The sequence below is a fragment of the Endozoicomonas sp. Mp262 genome (genome assembly GCF_025643335.1).
GTDB lineage: Bacteria > Pseudomonadota > Gammaproteobacteria > Pseudomonadales > Endozoicomonadaceae > Endonucleibacter.
Genome location: NZ_CP092489.1, coordinates 2,098,016 through 2,112,818, shown reverse-complemented (window position 1 = coordinate 2,112,818; position 14,803 = coordinate 2,098,016). Strand labels below are relative to the sequence as shown.

Below are 14,803 nucleotides of genomic sequence, written 5' to 3'. Positions count from 1 at the left end.
CTTAAAGGCTGTCCAAGTATAATATTCAAAGAGCCAAATGCTGCTGGTTAAGCGCCGGTTTTTCATAAAACTCCAAAACGGCAGACATGACATCTTTCGGGCTAAGCATTCCCACCAGGACGCCGTCCTTCAGGACTGGAATCCTAAAGGCTTTACCTTTCATGAAGCGGGTGTAAACACTGATGATATCTTCCTGTGGACGCGCTATTACTACATTTTTTGCCATATGCTCTTCCACAATACCGCTCTCCTGTGAAAAGTATCCCCCCATAACCGTGGATTTAAGACAATCCATTTCCGATAGAATACCCACAAGAACCCCGTCATCGTTCACAACAGGCGCAGCAGTAATATCATAATCCAGCAAGATTCTAATGGCTTCCACCACCTCCATTTCTGGAGAGAGCGTCACAACTTTTCGGGTCATGCAATCCTGCACTTTTAGTGATCTCATTATTTTCTCCCGATCAGCCATTCGAATAAATGGCTTTAAGCTAGTGAGATGATTATGATAATTACTCTCTTTCAGCAGATAGTCTATAGACTGGAAGGATTTTCCGGGAAATTCTCAAGATAAAGTGGTAGTTTCCAAGCCTGACGCATTATAATGGCCTGCTTTTTACAAAACAGAACAAGCTAAGGTTTGTACATGAGCTTTGCATCTATTCCTGCTGGCAAAAATCTCCCTGAAGATATTTACGTTGCCATTGAAATCCCTGCCAACGCATCCCCAATCAAGTATGAAATTGATAAGGATATGGATGCCCTGGTTGTGGACCGTTTTATGTCCACCCCTATGTTCTACCCTGCCAACTATGGCTACATCCCGCAGACCCTGGCTGACGATGGTGATCCCCTGGACGTACTGGTAATCACCCCTTACCCGGTAGCACCAGGCTCCGTCATTCGTTGCCGTCCTGTTGGCATGCTGAATATGTCCGATGAAAAAGGCCAGGACGAAAAGCTGATCGCTGTTCCCCACGATAAACTGACGCCTATCTACAAGGATGTTAAAAGCTACACCGACCTGCCCGAGCTGCTGCTCAAGCAGATTGCACACTTCTTTGAAAATTACAAAGATCTGGAAGAGGGCAAGTGGGTTAAAATTGACGGCTGGGAAAACGCCGAGGCTGCATATGATGTAATTCGCAAGTCTGCCGCGAATTACAAGGGCTAATACCCATCTAACTTCCAGCAGGGTATCTTATCCTGCTGGAATCCCAAAGCCCATAGGATACATTTGCAACATCATAGAAAAAAATCACTATCAACTTGCATCCTGAAAATTTCCTATCACAATAAATAAACGAAAATCAAAATAAGTCTGCTTTATGCTTTTTCGGTTATTCAATGTTTTGCTTCTGCTGATAGTCTCTAGCATCTACACAATGCCCTCGCTGGCCAACACAGAGGCTCTACTTAAAGACCAGGATCAACCTGAAGAAAACCGTTTTCTACCTGTCCATGAGGCATTTTCAGTAGCGGCTGAACTGGAAGATCAATATGCCTATATTTATTTTTCAGTTGCGCCAGATCACTACCTTTATAAAGAAAGGATTCGCTTTACACCCACAAAATCTGTCCCCTCAATAGGACAACCGCTTTACCCCGAAGCAATCAGCAAGTTTGACCCTAACTTTAACCGCACACTGCCCATTTTCCCGGAAAGCTTCACCGTCAAATTACCTATTTCAGTGTCTGATGAGCCAGCCCAAATAGATGTCAGCTTTCAAGGGTGCGCTGAGGCGGGGCTTTGTTACCCACCCCATAAAATCACACTTAGCCTTACTTCAGACCAACCCGCTACAACGCGATCTTCTTTATATAATTCAACAAACTATAACGATCAGGGTTATTTTGAACGGCTTTTAGGCAATGCCAATTTTGTCCTGGTCATCTTTCTTTTTATTCTGGCTGGCATAGGCCTCAGCTTCACTCCCTGTGTACTCCCCATGATCCCCATCATGTCCAGCATGATCCTGGGATCAGACACCCAAAAGCGCTCCCGAACCATGACCCTGACAATGACATATATTGTCAGCATGTCTTTCACCCTGGCTGTGGCAGGAACATTGGCTGGCACCTTTGGAGCCAGTCTTAACCTTCAGGCAAAGCTGCAATCACCATGGCTAATTATTCCATTAGCCGTACTGTTCCTGGTGCTTGCCCTTAGCATGTTTGGCCTCTTTGAAATCCAGCTACCAGAGGCACTGCGCAGTAAAACCCACGCGGTTCCTAAAAAGCAGGGCAGAATATCCAGTGCCATGTTACTGGGGGCTTTATCGGCACTGGCCGTGTCCCCTTGCGTATCCGCCCCCTTAGCTGGAGCATTGCTATATATCAGCACCACCGGTAACGCTTTTCTGGGAGGTGTATCGTTATTTGCCCTTGGGTTGGGAATGGGTGCGCCATTATTAGCTATAGGCATTTTTGGCAGGCAGCTTTTGCCAAAAGCAGGTCAGTGGATGCAAACAGTCAGAAAATTTTTCGCCATTCTACTTCTTGCTGTTGCCATATGGATGCTGGACAGAATTATCCCCTCCCATATAACCCTCGCCCTATGGGGAACCCTCGCTATTTTATCCGCACTAACCCTGGGCACTTTCAGCTTTAAGCCTCTCCATTTTAAAAACCTATTAAAACAATCATTAGGCCTGGTTCTATTAACCTACGGAGTTCTTTTGCTCTACGGTTTTACCCAAGGCAATGAAAACCCCTTCAAGCCATTGGCATCAAGCCAGGAGTCCTACCAGGCTGACAATCAATCGCTTTATTTCCGAAAAGCCAATAGTCTGGATGAGCTCAATGCTGCCTTTGAACAGGCTTTAGCCAGTGAAAAGCCCATTATCATTGATATTTATGCTGACTGGTGTATTTCCTGCCATTCCCTTGAGAAAAACCTTCTGAGTTCTCCTGAAACCAGGCCAATGCTGGAAAATGTTGCACTGATAAAGTTTGACATCACTAAAAATCAGCCGGAACACCATAATTTCATGAATAAACACCAGCTATTTGGCCCTCCGGCCTTACTATTCTTTAACCAGACAGGCCTGGAGCAACCCCACCTTAAGCTGGCAGGTGATACAGCACTGCCAATACTAAAAGACCGCCTGGAACAGCTGGTATCATCTCACTAAACCACCTCCAATCAGCGAACCGGGGTTTAATGAATCACTCCTCATGCGGGTATTTTCTTCTAAAAACACAGAAATGCTTTGTAACTGGTGTTAACGTGCTGTAACACGCACAAACTGGACGTTACTCTTGCAATCCGGCAGAATATCCGCTGCACTTGAGGATCACTATGGCTACCATACTCGTAATTAATGGCCCAAACCTGAATCTTCTGGGTACCCGGGAACCCGGGATATATGGCTCTACAACGCTGGCAACTATCAACCAGACCCTTGAAGAACAGGCATTGGTCCATGGCCACAGTATGCAGGCATTCCAAAGCAATGCCGAGCACGAATTGATTGAGCGCATACATAAAGCGCCTGAGGATAATGTAGCGTTTATTATCATCAATCCGGCGGCATTTACCCATACAAGTGTGGCATTAAGGGATGCCCTACTGGCTGTAGCGATTCCCTTTATCGAGGTTCACCTGTCAAATATTCACCGCAGGGAAGCCTTCAGAAAGCATTCTTATTTCAGCGACATCGCGGAAGGCATAATATCCGGGCTAGGCCCAAAAGGCTACGAACATGCCCTGGCCTCAGTCGTTGAAAAATTAAAGCCATTAAGATAGATCACCACAATCACTCAAGCTGATTGCCGTTTTTACAAATATCAGCCTGGCTGGCGAATTAACTATCCTGGTAGACCTTACTTTACCAGTACAAAATATCTGAGACTGACAATGGATATCAGAAAAGTAAAAAAACTCATTGAGTTACTGGAAGAGTCCGGAATCGATGAGCTGGAAATTCATGAAGGTGAAGAATCTGTTCGTATTAGCCGCTACACCCAGAAATCACCTGTAGCCGCCCCCATGGCCTATCCAGCCTATGCACCGGCTCCCCAGGCTGCCGCACCGGAAGCACAACCGCAGTCCCCTGCTCCACAGGCCGACCAGCCAGCGGCTGCTACTGTAACAGGTCACCAGATTAAATCCCCCATGGTAGGCACCTACTATGCGGCACCATCCCCCAGCTCTCCTGATTTTGTAGAGGTCGGTCAGCACATCAAGGAAGGGGATGTACTTTGTATTGTTGAAGCCATGAAAATGATGAATCAGATCAAGGCTGATAAGTCTGGCACTATCGAAGCCATCCTGGTTGAGAATGGCCAGCCTGTCGAGTACGACCAACCCCTGTTCACCATTGTCTGAGGACGATGCCATGCTCGATAAAGTAGTCATCGCCAACCGTGGCGAAATTGCCCTGAGAGTGCTGAGAGCCTGCAAGGAACTAGGCATCAAGACAGTGGCCGTTCACTCCAAGGCTGATGAAAGCCTGATGCATGTGCATCTCGCCGATGAATCAGTGTGCATCGGCCCAAACAGCCCGTCAGACAGCTACCTGAACATCCCCGCTATCATCAGCGCGGCAGAAGTCACCGACGCCTCTGCAATCCATCCTGGATATGGTTTTTTATCTGAAAATGCAGATTTTGCTGAACAGGTAGAGCGCAGCGGCTTTACCTTTATTGGCCCATCTTCCGATGTTATCCGCCTGATGGGGGACAAAGTATCCGCCATCAAGGCCATGCAAAAAGCAGGTGTACCCACCGTACCCGGCTCAGATGGCCCCCTGGATGACAACCACGAACGAACCCTGGAGATCGCCAGAAAAATCGGCTATCCGGTCATTATAAAAGCTGCCGGTGGCGGTGGTGGCCGGGGAATGAGAGTGGTTCACAGAGAAAATGCCCTGATTAATGCCGTGGGACTGACCAGTGCAGAAGCCAAGGCTGCATTTAACAATGGCACCGTATATCTGGAAAAATTCCTCGAAAATCCGAGGCATGTAGAGGTCCAGGTGCTGGCTGACGGGCATGGCAATGCCATTCATTTAGGGGACCGGGACTGTTCCCTGCAAAGGCGCCACCAAAAAGTGATTGAAGAAGCACCCGCTCCAGGAATATCTGAAGACAAGAGAGCAACGGTGGCCGCTGCCTGTACCCGCGCCTGTAAGGACCTGGGTTACCGGGGGGCCGGAACCTTTGAGTTTCTCTATGAAGATGGCGAGTTCTACTTTATCGAAATGAACACCCGGGTACAGGTGGAACACCCTGTCACTGAACTGATCAGTGGTATCGATATCGTTAAAGAACAGCTGCTCATTGCCAGCGGGCTACCTTTGAGCGTAACCCAGGAAGATATCATTCTGAAAGGTCATGCTTTTGAGTGCCGGATCAATGCCGAGGACCCCAAAACATTTATGCCTTCCCCAGGCACCGTGGATCAATTCCATGCACCCGGAGGCAACGGCATCAGGGTAGACTCCCACCTATACAATGGCTACAGGATTCCGCCTTATTATGACTCACTGATTGCCAAAATCATCAGTTATGGCCCAGACCGGCACACCGCTCTTATGAGAATGCGTAACGCTCTGGATGAAGCGGTTATAGACGGGATCAGAACAAACATCCCACTCCACCAGGATCTGGTGACAGACCCCCAGTTCCAGAAAGGGGGAGTCAGCATTCATTATCTAGAGAAGAAGCTGGAGCAATAAACGCTAAACCATAACCTGTTTAGTGCATGGTTAATGGTGAGAAACACTGACCTCATCATTAACCATTACTCCATATTCACCCCGAAACCCGGTATGGTTATTTCCCGTTTCCAGCACTAAAATGCTGTGCCTCCTATAAGCAGCTACTCTCACTGCACTCTCAACCAAATAAGCGCCCACTATGCCCTGGATTCAAATTAGACTTGATACCACATCAGACCATGCAGAATCACTGGAAGATCTGTTAATGGAAACAGGCGCCAGCGCCGTAACCCTTCAAGATGCCAAGGATCAGCCTCTATTTGAGCCTGAGCCGGGAAGCACTCCCCTGTGGCGTCACACCATTGTGATTGGCCTTTTTGATGCCCATGCTGACATGGACGCTGTTACAGCATTCCTCAAGGAGCATTCACAACTAACCCCATTCCCATCCTATAAAATTGAGATTGTTGAGGATAAGGACTGGGAAAGAGAATGGATGACACACTTCCACCCTATCCAGTTCGGCTCCAGACTCTGGGTTTGCCCCAGCTGGAAAGAAGTCCCCGAACCGGATGCCGTCAACCTAATGCTTGATCCGGGCCTGGCTTTTGGTACCGGAACCCATCCAACAACCGCCCTATGCCTTGAATGGCTGGAAAAGCAGGAGACTATGGAGGGTTCTCAGGTTATTGACTATGGCTGCGGCTCCGGCATTCTAGCCATCGCCTCCCTCCTGCTGGGTGCAGAAAACGTAACAGGCGTAGATCTGGATCCTCAGGCCCTTGAAGCCACCATTGACAATGCCCAGCGCAATAAAATCGCCCCGGAACGACTGAAGGTTTATTTGCCTGAGGATTTTCCGGAGGTTCAGGCAGAAATTGTCGTTGCCAATATTCTGGCTGGTCCCCTGGTTAGCCTTGCCCCCCGACTTGCAGGACTGGTAAAACCGGAAGGAAAGCTGGCCCTTTCCGGCATTCTTGCCGAACAGGCCGAAGAAGTACTTCATGCGTATAGCCCCTGGTTTGACTTGGAGCCTCCGGTCATTCAGGATGGATGGGTATTAATTTCAGGTAAGCGGAAATAGCCCGGAAGCCTGTAGGACGTTACCAGGAGCCTGTCGGACTTAAGTCTGTCCTACTGCGGTCGAAGCAAATTGGTCTAAAAATTCGCTTTTGCTCGGTAAATAGAACCACTATTCACCTCACAAAAGCGAATTTTTATCCTCAATTTTCTACGATCCTCGCTACGGACGCTTAAGTCCGACAGGCTCCTAGTGCAGGGAAGCGTGAATATCCATACAGTTATTGAATAAGTTTAAACACCCGTATGCATTCCCAGCGGGGAGAGGCTGTCCCAAAAGTGATTGTTATTAACCACGGAGACACAAAGACACAAAGACACGGAGATTTATAGTTTAAAGATATAAAAACTCTGTGCCTCCGTGTCTCCGTGGTTAAAAAAGAGTAAAAACCTTACTTTTTATCTACAGAATTGGGTTTCGCGACACCCTCAGGACGCTGGGAACGAGGCGCTTATCTTGTATAGATATTAACGCTTAGAGGCACTAAACCCCAACCATTTAGAAAACCGGACTTTTATGGAATGGCTGACAGCCTGACTGACCTCATGGACTCCTCCTCATCATTCAGGCTGTCTTTGACCCATAATCTATCAGCAATTTCTTCAGGGTTCTGATTGATACGGTGAGTGAAGCTATTGACTGCCTTAAGTAAGTCTTCTGCCGTTTTGTGGCAATGGTGATAAGTGATATCTTCTCGTAACCAGCGCCACAGTGCTTCCACAGGCATAAAGTCGGGGCTATACGCCGGCATCTGGATAATATTCAGGTTGAGGCGAAGCCCTGCACCTCTCACAACATGAGTGGTGTGCCAGGAGGCACCATCCCAAACAATATCAATCTCCCTGTCAGGATGTTCTTGCCTGATGCGTTCCAGTACATTGACTGTGTGCTCTTTTCGTCCACAGGGATAAGGCCAGATTCTAACCTGTCCCAGGTTGTAGTAATAAATACCATAGAACGTAATCTTATCAGCCAGTTTTGGCGAGTGAGAGCTGACCCAGAAGCGTTCGCCTTTGCGAGACCAGCCATATCCAATGTCCGTCTCCTGATGTATATGAGCCTCATCAATGTAAACCAGTAGGCGTTTCTGGAACATGGCTTTCGATAGCAGTGGTTTCAATGTTTCCAAAAAATCAGCCCGCTTGCCGGTATCGGCTTTATTAAGCAGTTTTTTGGCTTTCTTCCATGAATATCCCAGTCGTTTGAGTGCTTGTCGTATGGTCTCACGACAACACCGTACCTGAAATTGATCCCAGCACCACTGAACCAGATACTTTAAAGTCCAGCGAGGGCGGATGGGAGAGTATTCCTGAGAAGCAGCTTTTTCTAAATTTCTGTCAATCAGGCCTGCGGCTGCTTTACTGATTATTTGGCAAAAGGGGGGCGGCCACCTGTCCGTTTATAAGTCATGGCTTCAGGCCCGCTATCATGGTAGAGGTGAATCCAGTTCGTGACGGTATCAAGGCGACGCCCCAGTTGCTTAGCGACGTTAGAGGCTGAGTCTCCCTGAGAAACTTGATAAAGCGCCGAAAAACGCTCACGTGTACGGGGATGAGAAGCATGTATGGATTGCTGAAGCAGGCAATCCCTGGTTTGATTCCACTTTTCTGGAGAGACTTTCAATACCATGGTCAAGCAGGCAAAAAGCGCTATATTACTGATTTTAACTTGACTGACAGGTCGTATTTATCGAGATAGAATGACATACTTTTTATGCTAAAGCGCGCCCTTACACTGATCTATCAAACTACGGTTTTCTAAATGGGCGCGGTTTAGTACAGCTTAAAGATGGTTCTCCTGCCAGAAAGCCGGTAGAACCATCTTACTTAAACAAAAATAACAATCCCTGAAAGGTTCTGTGCCATTCATGACGACACTGACCTCCGAAGTCACTCGCTGCCCACGCTGTCAAACAGCATTCCGGATAACCAAGACACAACTTAAAGCTGCTAATGGCGCTGTTCGCTGTGGCTCATGCCTTAAAGTATTTAATGCCATGACAGCGAAACACCAGAACAGCCCCAATGACCAAAAGAAAGCGGCACCAACCCGCAACCCAACCTCCCAGCCTGAAAGCCAGCCACCTCTTCCTCCTGCAAAAAAATCAAAAAAGAACGTTGAAACTTCAACCAGGAAAATAACAGCAGACACCCTTCCTTTACTGGATAGTAAAATCGAGCTTATCGCCAAAGACCTGGAAAACACCCGGCCCACCAGGATCTTCAACCACAAGCTCTGGTTACAAAGAGCAGGCTGGAGCAGCTTGACACTGGCCCTGGTGACTATAATTTTTCTGCAATACCTTGTCTTTAATAAAAACAGGCTATCCCTTGAGCCAAACTACAGAAGCTTCTATCTCACACTGTGTCAGTATTTAAACTGCTCACTTCCCCCCTTCGTGGATACCGCTCAAATAAAAAGCATGGAACTGATTATCCGGAAACATTCGCAAAAAAAAGGCGTATTAATAATGGATGCCATCATCATCAATGAGTCAGTCCATCCCCAGGCTTTTCCATTAATTGAGCTTGAATTTACTGATCTCAATGAAACTCCCATTGCCGGAAGAGTTATCAGGCCCCATGAGTACCTCGGTGGCGAGCTTACGGGGACAAGGGATATGCCCAGCAACCGCCCTATACGGCTAGGCCTTGAAATAATTGACCCTGGTCAAGAAGCAGTCAATTACTCACTGACATTTCTTCCGAATGAGACGCCCTCTTCAACCCCTTGAATATCAAGGGTTTTTTATTAAAAACAGCACTATAGTACACCTTAGAACACCCCTGAAAACCCTTGGAATAATTAAAAATAATTGAAAATTTGCACTTTTAGGGTGCTGTGAATTTTGACCTTAGTTAATTATTTTCAGGGAGTCTATGTTGGTATTGTTTAAGGGCATTACTCCAGGTGACATCCCGTTAACTGGAACCCCCTCACACCCCAGCTTGCTAAACTCCGAAACCCTAGGCAGCAGGTACTACCGCCATGCTCGCCATCATCGAGGACGACCGCCTGATTCAAATCAAATAGCCAGCACATACGTGCTGGTACTCTTGTTAAAGAGACTATATCTCAAGTGAGTTATTTGCCGCTTAATAATGCAATATCAACTCACTTGAGTTAAAACCGCCCTAATATCCAATATCACCGCATGTGCGGTCTAATACTGTGTTAGGTGTTTTCATAAATTTTACGAACCTGTTGCCATTCATAGAGAAGTAAATCCGGCTCACCGTGAATGCAGATGTGCAGCGCATCTTTCAACCGAGTAATCTCTTCAGCAGCTTCCTTAAAAAGTTGACGTGGATCATCTTCGATCACAGGAAAGTCAGCAATAGCTTGCTCCAATTTTTCTTTTATCGTCATATTCTCTCCGGTGAACTATCTGGAAATACCGGATAGTTCAGTTGTTTCCAAAATGGAAATAACCACTAGCTCCGAGTTCTCACCTAACAACAGCAGGCAGCGGACTATCGCCCCTGCTGCCGGGGTTATGTTGCAAAAGCTAAGTACTTGTTTAATCTCTATGGTATGACTCATAAACTACTTCTATTTCTTTTTAGTATCCTCTTTTCTAGAGGCCTGATAGCATTTGATTCGAGTTCGAGTTCGAGTTCTTATACTTATGATCCACTGCCATGCTTGGTTTATACTGATTTTTTTCCTAACAATATCGCAACTTTCAAGTGGAATAAAAAAGAGCCAGGTAATGGCTATTTGTTATGTTTTGACAGTCATGAATGCATGTATCCATTAAGGGTTAAATCAGTTTCTTTCAACTTTATTGATCAAACAATCAGCTTTTATTTAGAAGAAAATCAGCAAGCATACACTTTTCAGTATTTTTACGAAAATTAGCAATTCCTTAGTTCAGTTTGCAACATAACAACGCACACCACCCCGACAGCAAGCTGCGGGTGTGCTTAGGGTTAGACGGTATTAGCAATCGAGTGCAAACGCACCATCTTTTCTCTATACGCCGTCGCTTCTTCCAATGCTTTCTGCCCATATTGTAAAAAACTGAATTTCTTTTTTCGCTGGTGACGATGGGGCGGCTTACCTTCCTGCCAGCAAGCCACCCACCCTACATGATCTCCACGCTGCATATACTTTACAACACCGAGAACACCGGACTCACCTCTTGCCTGAAATTTGTCATGGTCATAATCCCCACGAAAACTATCAACAGACAGGCTATCCCGAAAGGCTCTTGCAGCTTCAAGTGCGGCCTGCTGACTGCCGTATTCGGTAACAGTAAAATAATGTTGCTTGTGTTTTGTTGAAACTCTCACAGAACGACCAACGTAGCTGATGTTATGATCTCTTTTTTTGTAATATTCTCGTTCGTATTCCTGCATTACATCCGTCCATACCGTCTAACAACTAGCCGCACCGGACAGCAAAGCTGCCGGTAGTCATGAGGTTATGTGGCAGTTTTGTGCTACGATTCTCTGATGAGGGTTTATTACTTTGTTGCTGTCTCATTAGTCGCTCTATATGTTTCTATAGCTTGTTCCCGTGAGCTAGAAAAGATAATTGTCTTTGATAGTAATGGGACTTACTTCTATGTAATAGAAGATGATGGAGTTGGCCCCTTACATGAAAGAGGGTATAGCCCTCAATGGCACTTATATTCATATCCAGAGGAGGAATATCTAGCCTCTTTTCAGAGTGCCCAATATGATTTGCATGAACTAATATTTCGTGGTGTCAAACTTGGTAGCCGGAATGAACTTTCATATACAATTAGTTCCATTATCTCAGCAACGGAGTAGGCCACATAACAATGCGCAGCACGGGACTATCGCCCGTGTGCTTAGCGTTAGCTGCAAAGGAATTCAGAGTATGGAGTTCTATAAAAATATTTTTAACGGCGTGGGGTGGTTTATTCCACCTTACGTTCCCATGGGCGTCATGGGTGAAATTGCAGCCGAAATTCAAGGTAAAGGAAGTAGCTTTACACAGTCTGACCTTGAGCTCGAGCTGGCAAGAATATATACGGCAGAGCACTTGGCCGCCATGGTTTGTGAAAGGTATCCCATCACGCCCTATATTTCGGATTTTAAAGAAATTATATCTGAGGCTGTAGAAGCCCATTTTTCTGGCTTAGGTCATGTTGCAGTAGCAGGCCTTATGCCAGTAATTGAGGGCGCTGGAAAAAAGCTAGCTGACCATAGGGGTGTGCAATACCAATACATCAAAGAGGTCTTTAAAAATCTCGCCACTGACTGCAAAAATGACTCTAGGCAAAACAATATTGGCGCAGTCGATGAAATTGAGGCCATGATGGACTCTTTTATAGAGTTCTCGAAAGAAAATCTATATATAAATTCAGCTAGGTATCCTCAAGAAGATAATACAAATCGCCATGGCATCTTACATGGTGCATTCTCAGATCAGGACTATGGCCAACCTATAAATTTCTACAAAGCTATAGCTGCAATAGATTTCCTCTGTTTTATTTCAGCATTTGACGCGGCCATATCTTGGTTCGCTCCAGCCGAAACAGAATCATCTAAAAGGCTCTCAAAATATTACCGACTATGCATCGAGATTTACGCAAGAAAGCCATCATATCAGCTAACAAATCAAGCAAGCGGGACGCAGCAAAGCTGCGCCCCTTCTTGAGGCGTTATGTGTAGGCGAGACTATATGCCTGCTTCCATAGTTTTTCATCGCCTTCTTTCAAAACTTCCAGCAGCAGACGCTTTTCTTCCAGATACACCTTTGCAAATTTAGGGTCACGTTCAACAATGCTTTTCGTGTTGTCGATCAGGTCTGCCAGCTTAATTGTCTTCGCTTCAGGTGAAGCAATAGCGGTATGGTGACGATCTAGTTCTTTCCGGTGTTTGCGTGAACCATCTTCAGGCTTGCTAATGTCAGTCAGGTTCTCGACCAGTGACATAACGTGCTTGCCAAAGTTAGACTCGATTTCTTCCAGAGTGACTGGTGTATTTTCAACCGTGTCATGCAACCATGCAGCAGCAAGCATTTCAGGCGTGTGCGGCACTGAACGAACAATCTCAACCACTGCGGCAGGATGATTAATGTACGGTTCGTTGGTGTACTTCCTGCGCTGGTCTATGCTGGCATGAGCCTTAGTCGCAAACTGTTTTGCTTTTTCTTCAATATCCATAGGTTTTACCAAGCCTACACATAACAAATCATTCAACTACTTTCGCTTCGCTCACCGGAACTTCGCTGCGCTCGTCCGGTTAATTCAACGGTTAGACGGTATTCGCAATCGAGTGCAAACGCACCATCTTTTCTCTATATGCCTTCGCTTCTTCTAATGCTCTCTGCCCATACTTCAAAAAACTGAATTTCTTTTTCCGCTGATGCCGATTCGGTGGCTTACCCTCCTGCCAACAAGCCGTCCATCCAGCATGATCCCCGCGTTGCATATACTTCGCAACACCAAGAATACCGGACTCACCCCTTGCCTGACATTTATCATGGTCATAATCCCCGCGAAAATTATCAGCAGGTAAGCTATCACGGAAGTCTCTTGCTGCTTCAAGTGCGGCCTGCTGACTGCCGTACTCACTGACAGTAAAATAATGCTGTTTGTATTTTGTTTTTACTCTAATACAGCGGCCGACGTAGCTAATGTTATGATCTTTTTTCTTATAATATTCTCGTTCGTATTCTTGCATTACATCAGTCCATACCGTCTAACAACTAGCCGTACCGGACAGCAAGCTGCCGGCAGTCATGGGGTTATACGCCTAAAATTGCTTCCAGTTTTTTCATAAATGTAGTTTGGTCATGGAACGCAATATGCTGATCGTGGTGTTTCAACCGTTTGTAACATTCGTGCAGCAAGTCGCTTAATTCATGTCGCTCAACTTTCAAAACTTGGTTTTCTTCCCTCAATTTGTAAACTTCTGGGTCAGTCCAGTCAGCGTCACAACCGCACTCACCTTCATGCCACGCTTCACAAGTGCAGCCGTCGCCAGCCATGTATTCGTTCAATCCTTAATCCTCTGTCAGCGTATAACAACAGCATTGTCTGGGACGCTATCGCGCCCGTCACGCAATGGTTAGCTGCCTAATTCAGCCTTTACTTCTTCTACCATTTTATCGTGCATTTTCTCAGCACCTTCCCAAGTAGAGCAGCGATCCATTTCACAGCCTGATTTGTTACGAAACACCATTGTTTCAAACAGTAATGGTTCACCACCCATGCCGTGATCCAGTCCTAGAAATACAGTTGAAACAGTTATGTCATCATTTATTTTTGTAGTATTTACTGATCTGTCGGCAGTCGCGAGCCATTCCGCCCACTGTGTCATTCCTTCAGTATTATCTTCAACTAGAACAGGTTCTTTATTGTCCAGAATGTATTTCATAGCTTTTCTCTCAATACCGTGCCAGCAGCTAACAATAGCAGCCAATGGACGCCAAGCGCCATTGCTGCCGGGGTTAGGTGCTCTCGCTGATCTTGTATTCTATTGAGGCAAGATTTTTTACCGCATTATGATATTGGGTTGCCAGATCACTACCGATTAAATTTGCTAACTCGTTTTCACAGCAGCTTGCACAATGCCCACTACCTCTTGCCGCATTTTTACACTCAGTATGGTGTGAGCATACACCCCATGTCGTCATGCCTAGTGGATACTGCCTGCGAAGCTTGTGTTTTATGTCGGCTATTTTCCATATTAATTCCGTCATATTCTATATCCTTCTGATGATATGAGCCATGCACCTAACAAGGCAAATGCAGCAGACAAGCTGCTGATTTGCGGGGTTAGGTGCTACTAAACAAATGAGGATACTTGATTTTCATATCCGCACTTATTGAACTCAATTCGTTGGCTAAAATCTTTTGCTCTTGAGCGGCTTTAAAATTTTGTTCTTCGTTTTTTCCAGCAGTAGTGAGTAAATCGTCTGATAGAAGTTCTGTCGCTTCAGCCATCAATACCCACAAGTCGTTGAGCGTATCTTGCTTTATAGCCATGTTTCCCCCAGTGAACTATTAAGTAATCCTTACAAGTTCGTTGTGTAGCCGCTGTACTCCACAAAATTCTTTGAGTAGTCTGTAATCAAG

General features: G+C 46.0%; 20 protein-coding genes. 8 read left to right on the top strand and 12 right to left on the bottom strand.

Features of this window, described 5'->3' with window-relative positions:
* Positions 1-25: 25 nt before the first annotated feature.
* Positions 26-454, bottom strand: coding sequence for a CBS domain-containing protein (locus MJ595_RS09335; protein WP_263082189.1), 429 nt, complete (start codon positions 452-454; stop codon positions 26-28).
* 195 nt (positions 455-649) lie between these two features.
* Here MJ595_RS09335 and ppa point away from each other — a divergent pair, with 195 nt between their 5' ends.
* From ppa to prmA, 6 genes are all read left to right on the top strand, one after another.
* Positions 650-1,177 (top strand): inorganic diphosphatase, encoded by a 528-nt coding sequence (gene ppa / locus MJ595_RS09330; RefSeq protein ID WP_263082188.1) that lies wholly within the window; start codon positions 650-652, stop codon positions 1,175-1,177.
* Between the two features lie 154 nt (positions 1,178-1,331).
* A complete protein-coding gene (gene dsbD / locus MJ595_RS09325) occupies positions 1,332-3,137 on the top strand; it encodes a protein-disulfide reductase DsbD (RefSeq protein WP_263082187.1) in 1,806 nt (601 codons plus the stop codon).
* A 167-nt stretch (positions 3,138-3,304) separates the two neighbouring features.
* Entirely contained in the window at positions 3,305-3,751 is a 447-nt protein-coding gene (aroQ, locus tag MJ595_RS09320; protein WP_263082185.1) for a type II 3-dehydroquinate dehydratase, read from the top strand.
* A gap of 111 nt (positions 3,752-3,862) precedes the next feature.
* Positions 3,863-4,333 carry an acetyl-CoA carboxylase biotin carboxyl carrier protein gene (accB, locus tag MJ595_RS09315; protein ID WP_263082184.1) on the top strand — a complete coding sequence of 157 codons (471 nt, stop codon included), beginning with the start codon at positions 3,863-3,865 and terminating at the stop codon, positions 4,331-4,333.
* Between the two features lie 10 nt (positions 4,334-4,343).
* Positions 4,344-5,684, top strand: coding sequence for an acetyl-CoA carboxylase biotin carboxylase subunit (gene accC, locus MJ595_RS09310; RefSeq protein ID WP_263082182.1), 1,341 nt, complete (start codon positions 4,344-4,346; stop codon positions 5,682-5,684).
* Between the two features lie 181 nt (positions 5,685-5,865).
* Positions 5,866-6,750, top strand: coding sequence for a 50S ribosomal protein L11 methyltransferase (gene prmA / locus MJ595_RS09305; protein WP_263082181.1), 885 nt, complete (start codon positions 5,866-5,868; stop codon positions 6,748-6,750).
* Between the two features lie 511 nt (positions 6,751-7,261).
* On the opposite strand, the gene MJ595_RS09300 is transcribed toward prmA, so the two are convergent.
* Both MJ595_RS09300 and MJ595_RS09295 read right to left on the bottom strand, forming a co-directional pair.
* Positions 7,262-8,089, bottom strand: a complete 828-nt coding sequence (locus tag MJ595_RS09300; protein WP_263322482.1) for an IS630 family transposase — start codon at positions 8,087-8,089, stop codon at positions 7,262-7,264.
* Positions 8,090-8,112: 23 nt separating this feature from the next.
* A complete protein-coding gene (locus MJ595_RS09295) occupies positions 8,113-8,376 on the bottom strand; it encodes a helix-turn-helix domain-containing protein (protein WP_263078558.1) in 264 nt (87 codons plus the stop codon).
* Positions 8,377-8,614: 238 nt separating this feature from the next.
* Between MJ595_RS09295 and MJ595_RS09290 the strand changes: the two genes are divergently transcribed.
* On the top strand, positions 8,615-9,481 hold the full coding sequence (locus MJ595_RS09290; RefSeq protein ID WP_263082180.1) for a DUF3426 domain-containing protein: 867 nt from the start codon (positions 8,615-8,617) through the stop codon (positions 9,479-9,481).
* Between the two features lie 440 nt (positions 9,482-9,921).
* Here the strand turns inward: MJ595_RS09290 and MJ595_RS09285 are convergent, their stop codons facing one another.
* The 3 genes from MJ595_RS09285 to MJ595_RS09275 form a co-directional block, all read right to left on the bottom strand.
* Positions 9,922-10,116, bottom strand: coding sequence for a hypothetical protein (locus MJ595_RS09285; protein WP_263082179.1), 195 nt, complete (start codon positions 10,114-10,116; stop codon positions 9,922-9,924).
* A 15-nt stretch (positions 10,117-10,131) separates the two neighbouring features.
* Positions 10,132-10,290, bottom strand: coding sequence for a hypothetical protein (locus MJ595_RS09280; RefSeq protein ID WP_263082178.1), 159 nt, complete (start codon positions 10,288-10,290; stop codon positions 10,132-10,134).
* A gap of 389 nt (positions 10,291-10,679) precedes the next feature.
* Positions 10,680-11,042 (bottom strand): hypothetical protein, encoded by a 363-nt coding sequence (locus tag MJ595_RS09275; protein WP_263082177.1) that lies wholly within the window; start codon positions 11,040-11,042, stop codon positions 10,680-10,682.
* Between the two features lie 553 nt (positions 11,043-11,595).
* Here MJ595_RS09275 and MJ595_RS09270 point away from each other — a divergent pair.
* Positions 11,596-12,378 carry a hypothetical protein gene (locus MJ595_RS09270; protein ID WP_263082176.1) on the top strand — a complete coding sequence of 261 codons (783 nt, stop codon included), beginning with the start codon at positions 11,596-11,598 and terminating at the stop codon, positions 12,376-12,378.
* 4 nt (positions 12,379-12,382) lie between these two features.
* On the opposite strand, the gene MJ595_RS09265 is transcribed toward MJ595_RS09270, so the two are convergent.
* From MJ595_RS09265 to MJ595_RS09240, 6 genes are all read right to left on the bottom strand, one after another.
* Positions 12,383-12,886 (bottom strand): HD domain-containing protein, encoded by a 504-nt coding sequence (locus MJ595_RS09265; protein ID WP_263082175.1) that lies wholly within the window; start codon positions 12,884-12,886, stop codon positions 12,383-12,385.
* A 91-nt stretch (positions 12,887-12,977) separates the two neighbouring features.
* Complete coding sequence (locus MJ595_RS09260) at positions 12,978-13,406, bottom strand: hypothetical protein (RefSeq protein ID WP_263082174.1); 429 nt, start codon at positions 13,404-13,406, stop codon at positions 12,978-12,980.
* Between the two features lie 64 nt (positions 13,407-13,470).
* Positions 13,471-13,713, bottom strand: a complete 243-nt coding sequence (locus MJ595_RS09255; protein WP_263082172.1) for a hypothetical protein — start codon at positions 13,711-13,713, stop codon at positions 13,471-13,473.
* Between the two features lie 80 nt (positions 13,714-13,793).
* Complete coding sequence (locus MJ595_RS09250) at positions 13,794-14,147, bottom strand: hypothetical protein (RefSeq protein ID WP_263082171.1); 354 nt, start codon at positions 14,145-14,147, stop codon at positions 13,794-13,796.
* 28 nt (positions 14,148-14,175) lie between these two features.
* On the bottom strand, positions 14,176-14,427 hold the full coding sequence (locus tag MJ595_RS09245) for a hypothetical protein (protein WP_263082170.1): 252 nt from the start codon (positions 14,425-14,427) through the stop codon (positions 14,176-14,178).
* A 76-nt stretch (positions 14,428-14,503) separates the two neighbouring features.
* Positions 14,504-14,713 (bottom strand): hypothetical protein, encoded by a 210-nt coding sequence (locus MJ595_RS09240; protein ID WP_263082169.1) that lies wholly within the window; start codon positions 14,711-14,713, stop codon positions 14,504-14,506.
* Between the last annotated feature and the right edge of the window lie 90 nt (positions 14,714-14,803).

Excerpts from the sequence above, each read along its gene's own strand:
- MJ595_RS09335 (WP_263082189.1), bottom strand. The coding sequence starts at position 454 with ATGAGATCACTAAAAGTGCAGGATTGCATGACCCGAAAAGTTGTGACG.
- ppa (WP_263082188.1), top strand. The coding sequence starts at position 650 with ATGAGCTTTGCATCTATTCCTGCTGGCAAAAATCTCCCTGAAGATATT.
- dsbD (WP_263082187.1), top strand. The coding sequence starts at position 1,332 with ATGCTTTTTCGGTTATTCAATGTTTTGCTTCTGCTGATAGTCTCTAGC.
- aroQ (WP_263082185.1), top strand. The coding sequence starts at position 3,305 with ATGGCTACCATACTCGTAATTAATGGCCCAAACCTGAATCTTCTGGGT.
- accB (WP_263082184.1), top strand. The coding sequence starts at position 3,863 with ATGGATATCAGAAAAGTAAAAAAACTCATTGAGTTACTGGAAGAGTCC.
- accC (WP_263082182.1), top strand. The coding sequence starts at position 4,344 with ATGCTCGATAAAGTAGTCATCGCCAACCGTGGCGAAATTGCCCTGAGA.
- prmA (WP_263082181.1), top strand. The coding sequence starts at position 5,866 with ATGCCCTGGATTCAAATTAGACTTGATACCACATCAGACCATGCAGAA.
- MJ595_RS09295 (WP_263078558.1), bottom strand. The coding sequence starts at position 8,376 with ATGGTATTGAAAGTCTCTCCAGAAAAGTGGAATCAAACCAGGGATTGC.
- MJ595_RS09290 (WP_263082180.1), top strand. The coding sequence starts at position 8,615 with ATGACGACACTGACCTCCGAAGTCACTCGCTGCCCACGCTGTCAAACA.
- MJ595_RS09285 (WP_263082179.1), bottom strand. The coding sequence starts at position 10,116 with ATGACGATAAAAGAAAAATTGGAGCAAGCTATTGCTGACTTTCCTGTG.
- MJ595_RS09280 (WP_263082178.1), bottom strand. The coding sequence starts at position 10,290 with ATGAGTCATACCATAGAGATTAAACAAGTACTTAGCTTTTGCAACATA.
- MJ595_RS09270 (WP_263082176.1), top strand. The coding sequence starts at position 11,596 with ATGGAGTTCTATAAAAATATTTTTAACGGCGTGGGGTGGTTTATTCCA.
- MJ595_RS09265 (WP_263082175.1), bottom strand. The coding sequence starts at position 12,886 with ATGGATATTGAAGAAAAAGCAAAACAGTTTGCGACTAAGGCTCATGCC.
- MJ595_RS09260 (WP_263082174.1), bottom strand. The coding sequence starts at position 13,406 with ATGCAAGAATACGAACGAGAATATTATAAGAAAAAAGATCATAACATT.
- MJ595_RS09255 (WP_263082172.1), bottom strand. The coding sequence starts at position 13,713 with ATGGCTGGCGACGGCTGCACTTGTGAAGCGTGGCATGAAGGTGAGTGC.
- MJ595_RS09245 (WP_263082170.1), bottom strand. The coding sequence starts at position 14,427 with ATGACGGAATTAATATGGAAAATAGCCGACATAAAACACAAGCTTCGC.
- MJ595_RS09240 (WP_263082169.1), bottom strand. The coding sequence starts at position 14,713 with ATGGCTATAAAGCAAGATACGCTCAACGACTTGTGGGTATTGATGGCT.